General features: G+C 46.1%; 8 protein-coding genes. All 8 read right to left on the bottom strand.

Annotated elements, in window-relative coordinates:
• On the bottom strand, positions 1 to 186 hold a 186-nt coding region (locus BLQ17_RS23790; RefSeq protein WP_143005595.1), incomplete at its 3' end, for a DUF4372 domain-containing protein.
• Between the two features lie 138 nt (positions 187 to 324).
• Entirely contained in the window at positions 325 to 1,659 is a 1,335-nt protein-coding gene (locus BLQ17_RS21125; protein ID WP_092226168.1) for a B12-binding domain-containing radical SAM protein, read from the bottom strand.
• Between the two features lie 480 nt (positions 1,660 to 2,139).
• Entirely contained in the window at positions 2,140 to 2,829 is a 690-nt protein-coding gene (locus tag BLQ17_RS21120) for a Crp/Fnr family transcriptional regulator (RefSeq protein WP_092226165.1), read from the bottom strand.
• A gap of 219 nt (positions 2,830 to 3,048) precedes the next feature.
• The gene (locus BLQ17_RS21115) at positions 3,049 to 4,392 is read right to left on the bottom strand and encodes an SLC13 family permease (RefSeq protein ID WP_092226163.1); all 1,344 of its coding nucleotides are present in this window, start codon (positions 4,390 to 4,392) and stop codon (positions 3,049 to 3,051) included.
• 106 nt (positions 4,393 to 4,498) lie between these two features.
• Positions 4,499 to 6,382: an aryl-sulfate sulfotransferase gene (locus BLQ17_RS21110; protein WP_092226161.1), complete on the bottom strand. Its 1,884-nt coding sequence runs from the start codon at positions 6,380 to 6,382 to the stop codon at positions 4,499 to 4,501.
• A 23-nt stretch (positions 6,383 to 6,405) separates the two neighbouring features.
• On the bottom strand, positions 6,406 to 6,714 hold the full coding sequence (locus BLQ17_RS21105) for a thioredoxin family protein (RefSeq protein ID WP_092226159.1): 309 nt from the start codon (positions 6,712 to 6,714) through the stop codon (positions 6,406 to 6,408).
• Positions 6,715 to 6,748: 34 nt separating this feature from the next.
• Positions 6,749 to 7,675, bottom strand: coding sequence for an NAD(P)/FAD-dependent oxidoreductase (locus tag BLQ17_RS21100; RefSeq protein WP_092226157.1), 927 nt, complete (start codon positions 7,673 to 7,675; stop codon positions 6,749 to 6,751).
• A 370-nt stretch (positions 7,676 to 8,045) separates the two neighbouring features.
• Complete coding sequence (locus tag BLQ17_RS21095) at positions 8,046 to 8,252, bottom strand: hypothetical protein (protein ID WP_143005594.1); 207 nt, start codon at positions 8,250 to 8,252, stop codon at positions 8,046 to 8,048.
• Positions 8,253 to 8,413: the final 161 nt, after the last annotated feature.

Here is an 8,413-nt window from a genome sequence, read left to right as displayed (position 1 = left end):
CCCGCCGCAAATTTCACGGAGAGAATCGGCATGGGCCATATGGCAGAACAGCATGGAGACAAGTTGGGTCCAGCAGGTAAATCCTTTCGAACAGCGCTCTGCCTTGTGCTTGGCAACAAGCTGCGCAAACTCTGTTCTTGGAAAATGCTGAAGAAGTTGACTAAACAAACTGGAACCTTTTATCATGGACTAACCCTCTTCGTTGATTGTGGCTCTGTTTTTATTGGCGTAAAAACTTTATACCACATCTAACAAGAGGGTTTTCCTGTTTAAATGCTATTTGGGACAAGAGTGATTTTTAATATTGTCCTCTATAATCAGGAATCAGCATTCATTCGCCACAGGGTTCCTACCTGAGATATTCCACCGCTTCACCCGCCCATAATACGCCATGTTGACAGCAGCCACATACGGCAAGGTTGCCAGCTTTTTTGTCCGCTTCATGTGGTTTACAACCCTTTTCATTATTCGAGCAGGACTGTAGAATTTGCGGGTTACCCAGTCATGCCCATCTTGCAGCTCACTGGCAGTCATGCGGTTGGGGTGGAACACAGCTGTATGGAAATCATAATGCCCCCAATCATGATCAAAAATTCTCTCATTTACCCCTTTGTATAGGGCTGTCCCCGGAATAGGTGTTAAGATAGAGATCTGAGCGGCATCTATTTCCAGTTCATCCAGCAGGCGGAGACTGTTTTGAAAAACTTCAGTGGAGTCATTGTCAAACCCGAAAACTATCCCTGCCTCTACAGCAATCCCAAATGAATGGAACAACGCTATAGCCTCTTTATACCACTCAGCCCGATTGCAATATTTCTCCGATTTAAGAAGATTTTTATTCGAAAAGGTCTCAATACCAATAAAAAAACCTATACAGCCCGAGTTTGCACCAAGCCGTACGAATTCCGGATCGTCCGCTATAGCTATGGAAGATTGGGAAACCCAGAATTTCCTCAGAGGTTCAATTGCATGGAATAACTCTTTGGCGTATTCACGATCCGCAGTCAGGTTATCGTCCACAAATATGCAAAACCTGCTCTGGAATCCTGCCATTTCCTTTACAACCTCTTTTACAGGCCGTACGCGATGGGTTTGGTTGTGAAAAGCCGATACTGAGCAGAAGTTGCATTTATTAGTACACCCCCTCGTTGCCTGTAACCCATTCACTGTCGAATAGTGCCTGGATTTCAAAAGCTGTCTGGGCAACCTGTTCAGCCTGGTTAAATCAGGCAATACTTTACTTTTGTATCGATTTTTCAACATGCCATGCTGCAGATCATTCAAAACCGTTTGCCAGACGCCTTCAGCATCACCTACAACAATTGCATCCGCATGTTGCTCAGCCTCATCAGGACATAGTGTCGGATGTATTCCACCCAGGATCACCGGAATATTCTTGCTTCTAAACGACTCAGCAATTTCATACGCTCTTGGTGCCAGCGCCGTCATACAGGTGATAGCGACAAGGTCAAAACGTTTATCCCAGGGAATGTCATCAACCTGTTCATCAATAAGCAGTATATCATGCCCCTCTGGTGTTTCCGCCGCCACGGTTAGAAGACTTAAAAGAGAAAACCTGAATGTTTTACCATTGAATATCGCTGAGTTCGCCGCCGCCTTCCATTTACCACTTGATGGTGCAATCATCGCAATTTTCATGACAACCTCTCGCTTGTATTTTTGTGTTATGAACAAAAACACTGAGTATACCTATTTAATAGCAAGGGGGATGCCATCATTACCTGCTTGATGTAACAAGCTATTATGACAGAGGATTGCCCGTATGTTGGCTTACAGAACCACTGAGACAAGGTGTGTTTAGTTGACATTTAATGCTCATTCTGGGAGCATTTTATGTATGATGAATACTAAAACCCTTGGGTGAAAATGAGAGGGAATTCAAGTGATGATATTATTTTTCTTTAAAAATTATTGAAATTAGAAGAGATTTTGAAGGAAGAATATGAGTGAGAAAAAGGGAGTAACCTTGGAAGCTGATTTGGGGTCAATTCAGGCAGTGCTGCCTTTTTGACTTTTGGAAAAATCTTCACCAATCCATTCTTGGTTTAGTTTGATATTGTCAGTTCCCATCCTAATCATGCAGCAACTCTGCCAAATAAAAGGGGACTTCTTTCTATATCAGATTCGGATGTCCATTTCTCCTTCTTTCTTTAGCAAATCAGGATCTTTAACCCAAATCCTGCCCCTTTGAGTCTCGATGGCTCTAAGTTCGCGAAGAACAGCCATAGCCCTAATTGCCGATTCTGTTGTCGTTCCGGCAAGTTCAGCAAGTTCGGCATTGGTAAAGAAGAGTGGAGAACCGAATTTCGCGGAAAGAGTGCGGAGCACTCGCATAATACGGCATTCGACCTTTTTTTCCATCTGATCGAAAATCCTGGAAATGGCGCTATCTAGGGCCGGTGCGATCCAGGAAATAATTTGAATCAGAATGTCTGGATGGGATTCAATAAATTCGAGATATTGGGGGCCGCTTAGCTGCAGACATCGTGTGTTTTTCACCGCTTCTGCCATAAAGTGCCGGGGACCCTTCATGAACGGGCTTAAAATATTATAGGGTTCCCCCTTCTTGGCAAGGATGAAAGTAATGCGTTTACCGCTTTCGGAGATAGCGCTGACCCTCAGCAGTCCACATGAGACAATGAAGACTTCGTGGGCATACATGCCGTCCCTCGCAATGACCGTACCCTTTGGGTAGCAGACCTCTCTCGTTACTTTAGCAAGATCAGCCAACGTTTCCGGTTTTGCTCCCTTCAGGAATGCAGAGCCTTGGAAAAATTCTATTTTTTCATCTATACTCAGCCCAACCATACATGCCCACTAAACTGAGGTATTTCGGCTATTGCTGCTTCAATAGTTTGCAGTAGAGACCGTTAAAATTAGTATTAATCTAAACTACTTCAGAAAAGAAGGAAACAGAAAAATTGGGTTGAGTAGCAGGGCGGCTTAAAGAAGAAAGTGACCAGGGTTGAGCGGGAAAGATATCCCGCTCAACAAGACTTGTAAGATATTGTGAGAAAAACAATCGATCTAAAAGACGCCGATCATTTTCCAATAGCCAATACCAACAGTCATTAGGCAACCAATACTGAGCAACATTTTACCGCCGTAGCCCAAGAAGAAGTCTTTCATATTTATATATCCGTAAGAGAAAACAATCAGGACCAGCACATACTCATAAGGGAGAAGCACCTGTTCAAGACCTTGCACGAAGGAAAAGACGCCAATATTGGGTTCAAGGCCAACATTCTTCGCAATCTGGGCAGCTGGCATGGAGAGAGTTGCTTGGCCAGCTAATGGGGTCAACACAAAGTTAACGAGAACACCGAAGAGCCACAGCATGCCGAGGGTGTATTCCTTGACTCCCGTAACTAGAGGGGTTACGGAATTGGCAATATAAGCGCCACCTCCGCTAGCTCCTCCCGCCATCCCGATAGCCATGCAGCCAGCTACGAAGAGGAACAGGGGATAATTTACTTTTGTCAACTTCTCCTTTTTACCGATACCAAGTATCGGGAGGTAGAAAATTGAAGCGGAAATGCAAAATATCCAGCCGATGGCGTTGGTGTTTTTGGCACACAAGTACAGTGTAATGACGATAACGATTACAGAGAAAATTTCCTGCCAAGTGATCTTGCCCAGATTTTTAAGCTTCTCTTTAAAAAAGTCCTTGGTCGCCAGTTTTTTCTCAGGCCTGAACAGAACAATAACTATCAGCGTGGAAAGGAAGAAAAATATGGTTTGAGGTATCATGAAGAGTTTCATGTAATCCATGAATTCGATTTCCAGACCAGAGGCCCCCCACGGGAAATAGGCCTGGTTCAGATAGTAATTGTGAGCTGAGTTGAGGGCCGCATAGGAGGCTATAATCATCAGACCGGCACCGGCTCGGGAACCTGGCTCGAGTTCGAGCGATTTACACATACCGTAGACGAAGGTTGCAAGCACAATAGTGCGTGTTGCGATATCCGGGATCAGGAAGCAGAGGACGAAACCGATCAGCATAATGCCGAAGATCAGGCCTCCGAAGCTTTTCCCAGTAATACTGAGAATGCCGTACGCAATCCTGTTAAGAACTTTTGTCTCTTCAAGGGCCAGTGATAACATCATGCCGCCAATAATGAGGTAAGGGACATGCATGGTCAATGGTTTGAAGGCTACTGATGGTTCTATGCCGACAATAAAGATATACAGCAGGGGAAAGAGCATAGAGTAAATGACCATCGGCAGTAGATCGAACGCAGCCAGCAGGATCGGAAACAGGGTACAGACAAAAAACAGCTTGATTTTCAGGGTGAACACATCCGTTGTCGGGATCAAATACACCACCAGGGGGACGATCAGAGTTATCGCCCATTTTACTCTGTTAGACATGGCGCAGTCCTATTGATTTGAGGTTACCTTAAAGTAACTCGATAAGCGATGGATAATCGATAGCAAAATCCCTTCCCGACGCCAGCGTCGGGGAGGGATTTTACACTTAGATCAGAATGGAAACGCCTGTGTCGTATTTTTTGTCGTTTATGATTAATTTCACGGCAAGCTTTCCTTTACTGAGCCCTTTCTTGCTGACATTCAGCTTCACATCGCGATCATCGGCTTCGAGGAAGGCGCCCGAGCACATGGCAAGGTGCCAGACTGCAGAGGTGCTGATATAGTAATTGTGACTTTTTACCGGTCCTTCAAGGCAGAGCATGACCAGCGTTCCGCGCTCAAATTTACCGTGGAAAACCAGGCGGTCTTCGTCCTCTTCGATGATAAAGTTGTGCCAGGAATCTGGCTGTTCTGCAACTTCCTCCGCATCAGGGATGGTGTCGAACTCTGGAGTGACATCAAGGTCGCCTAGTAGTTGTCCGGGGCCGAAGGTGATGTTGTTGCCGTCGTGATAGATAGGTAATTTCTCGGCTCGATAGAAGTTCCCCTCGGTCTCAAGCTCGTAGAGAACGATACCGTCTTTCTCCTCAACGGTTATGGAACGAAGCTCTACACTGGGATCACTTTCATCGAGAAAGGGTCCGAGGGAGTCGGCGGCAAAGCCGTCCTTGAATCCAATCCCGCCGGAGTGGATCATATAGTGACCGTCCGCGTAGTACTCAACATTGCAGATGTACGGGGAGAAGAATTTCTGGCCGCGTTCCTTGCCGTATTGCCATACCTGTTCGATCTCCATTTTATCGGTGTCGATGCGGTAGCGGACACCGCGAGAGAAGTTCTCGCTGTTTTTAATATATTTTTTCTTAGATTTTGAACGATATTGTCCGTTGTCGAAGCACATTATGTCCCCTTCAGGAGTGATCAGACAGGCGTGCTGTTCATACTGCCAGTCGAAATTGTCCACATCGCCAACCGGGGTAAAGAAATATTTATCAACAAGTTCTTGCGGCCAGTCTTCAGGGTCGCCGAGCATCCAGTTGAGTTTGCCGGTATCGTAATCGAGGTTAATGATTATATCCTGGTGACGGCCCGAGAGGGAGATGGAGTTCGTCTTCTTGTCGTACCAGACCGAATTATTGTGGAACCAGTCATGAGCATCTTGAGAACCGGAGCCGCCAACATCCTGAGGAAGGACTTCCTTATAGTCCCATTTTCTGAGTATCTCGCCACTATTCCGGTCGACGAGTACGCACATATCCTCAACGGTATCACGGGTAAAATCTTGGGTCAGGATCAACAGGTTGCCATTCTCCATTTCGAACTGATCGTGGTGGTAGTTGCCGGGCAGTCGGTATTCTTTATAGTGCTTGCCAAGCATATCGATTTCAACCAGGCCTGTGGCGTTATAGGGCATGCGACAGAAGCGGCTGGAACCAGTGAGGACGTTGCCATTGGCAGCTCGCTTGATGTCGAACATTGTGTTGACGGTCAGCAGCCAGCGAATATCGCCTTTGTAGTCGTAGGCTGTGGGGAGGTTCTTGCCGGCTGGGGTGAGGAACATAAAATTATCTTGCAGGTAATCCGCTGAAGTGATGATATTTTGGCAACGGCAGACATCTGTCGGCAGCTTGCCGGTGGTAATCGTCAGCGTGGTCTCAGTACCATCGGACAGGGAGATCACAATCTTGTTGGCGAAATCCTCATACAAGCCGAGAACTGGCAGTTTGTGCTCTTTGGCTGGCGCAAAGGTGTGGCTCAGGTTCTCTCGTGCAAACCGTTTGCCGCAGACAATGACGGTGGGTGTGACTTCCTCCGGAGTGGTGAACATCACCAGGGCGCAGAGCGGATTGATCAGATAGGGGTTTTCCACCACATAGGGGGTATCTATGGTATAGTTTCCCTTGGCAAACTCTTCGAGAAACGCCTTTTCGACACGTGCCTGCCGGGTGATCAGGTGGTCTTCGCTGGTGTAGGTGACTTTGTTGCCCATTTCTTGGCTCCTCGTTTTTAAAATTAACCCAATGCTTCAATTTCTTTTATAATCGCCGGCTTCTGTTTGAGACCGGTGAGGCGGTTCATTTCCTTGCCGTCTTTCATGAACAGCATGGTCGGAAAGCCTTTGACCCTGAGCTGCTCCTTAAGATCTTTGTTTTCGTCAAAATCGATGATAAACACCTTGAAGTCGGACTTTATTTTGTCGATATCCTTGAGAACGAACGAAAGCATCTTACATGGGCCGCAGGTTTTGGAGTAAAATTCCACAAGCATGGGGCCTGTCTTGTCCAGCGCGTGGTACTGTTCCGTGTTGATTTCCTGAATCATCGTTTTACCTCTCAACTGTTTGCTATGAATAAAGTTAGCCTCTTAAACTCTCAACGTACTTCGCTGCACTGTTGGCGGCGATTGCTCCATCGGAACAGGCTGTGACGACCTGCCGGAGCTTTTTGTTGGTAATGTCTCCAGCGCCGTAAATGCCTGTAACCTTGGTTGTCATCTCATCGTCGACTTCGATGAAGCCGAACTTGTTGGTGATCCTGAGATTTTTAAAACTCGCCGATGTTGGTTCCAAACCGATATATTCAAAAACTCCGTCGCATTTTACATGTCGCTCAGCAGCATCTTCTTTGGTCGATTTGAACCGTACTCCGTCAATGGTGTCATCTCCGGTAAATTCAAGGATTTCTTGGTATGGATAGATGGTGACATTCGGGAGAGACCTGAGCTGGTCGCAGGCCTTGGGATCGGCCGTCAGGTCGAACATGGTGACGATGGTGAGCGAGGTTGTGATTCCAGCGAGGTAAAGAGATTCCTCCACCGCTGAGTTCCCGCCTCCGATAACAACGACGTCCTTGTCTCGGTATTGGGCACCGTCACAGATAGCACACCAGCTGATGCCGTTGGCGGCGAATTGTTCTTCCCCGGGAACACTGAGTCTTCGCGGCACGGTGCCGGTGGCGATAATGACGGTCCGGGTCTCATAGATCGTGTTGTCCTCTTCGCAGACAATGGTTTTGGTTTCCCCGTTGTCTTTGATTTCCAGAACGGTTTTGTAGTCGAACTCCACCCCGAGTTCCTGGGTATGTTCGAACATCTTCATGCTGAGTTCTGCGCCATTGATTTTGGCAGTCCCGGTATAATTCTCGATTTCGTTGGTATTGACCATCTGGCCACCAGGCGAAAGTTTGTCAAGGATGAGAACTGTCATATTGGCCCGGATTGCATAGATCGAGGCGGTCATGCCTGCGGGGCCTGCTCCTATTATGATAACGTCGTAGGTTTTCATTTTTGCCTCCATAATGATTCACGTACAGCTGGTGCTTATAAGTTAGGTGTCCGGTATACCCTGAGTTCAACCTTATTCTTGTTTAATGTGATTCTCGTATTAATAGACAAGCTTGTGTGGAATCTATGACGATCGTCATAAAAATTATGAATTTATCGCTAACAAAAGGAAAATCGAACACGGAATATGACCACAATCATAAAGCTTATCAGTTGTAATTATAAAGAATATCAATTGTTTTGGAACGTAAATGGTCCAGAGATGGGTTTATGCACAGCTGTAAATGTTTGGCAGGAATTGGAAATTTCTGAGGTTCGAGTTAACATATTTGGGCAAAGGAGATTTCCAATTCCCGCTGAACTAATACAAATCATGTTGGTGCGTTATTACGAATCCTGATCGTCTGCAAAAAAATCTTCCAGGTGCCCGGATATTTTGTTGATGGTGTTCTTCCTTTTTTTCCTGGACGGGGAATGGTTTTTTCTTGAGGCGATGGAGCGTATCCTGGTTGGTTTGTACTTTTTTTCAGGTTGATAGTTTCCTTGCGATAGTTCAAATTTTCCCAGCTTTTTTTCAAGCTGTGCGATCCGCAGGCCGGTGGTTGAAAAGGTGTGCGACACAGTTAATTATGAGCATTTTTCTATTTGATTACCACCAATCTTCAGCAAGCGATAAATTGTGCTGAGGAATCGGTGATGATTTACAAGCGTGATAAACGAGATTTTCAATCATCAGCTC

It is taken from the genome of Desulforhopalus singaporensis, assembly GCF_900104445.1.
Classification (GTDB): Bacteria; Desulfobacterota; Desulfobulbia; order Desulfobulbales; family Desulfocapsaceae; genus Desulforhopalus_A; species Desulforhopalus_A singaporensis.
The sequence above is the reverse complement of the archived record's forward strand: the minus strand, read 5'-3'. Positions and strand labels throughout refer to the sequence as shown.

Coding starts and splice junctions, on each gene's coding strand:
- BLQ17_RS21120 (WP_092226165.1), bottom strand. CDS start 2,829: ATGGTTGGGCTGAGTATAGATGAAAAAATAGAATTTTTCCAAGGCTCT.
- BLQ17_RS21110 (WP_092226161.1), bottom strand. CDS start 6,382: ATGGGCAACAAAGTCACCTACACCAGCGAAGACCACCTGATCACCCGG.
- BLQ17_RS21115 (WP_092226163.1), bottom strand. CDS start 4,392: ATGTCTAACAGAGTAAAATGGGCGATAACTCTGATCGTCCCCCTGGTG.
- BLQ17_RS21105 (WP_092226159.1), bottom strand. CDS start 6,714: ATGATTCAGGAAATCAACACGGAACAGTACCACGCGCTGGACAAGACA.
- BLQ17_RS21125 (WP_092226168.1), bottom strand. CDS start 1,659: ATGAAAATTGCGATGATTGCACCATCAAGTGGTAAATGGAAGGCGGCG.
- BLQ17_RS21100 (WP_092226157.1), bottom strand. CDS start 7,675: ATGAAAACCTACGACGTTATCATAATAGGAGCAGGCCCCGCAGGCATG.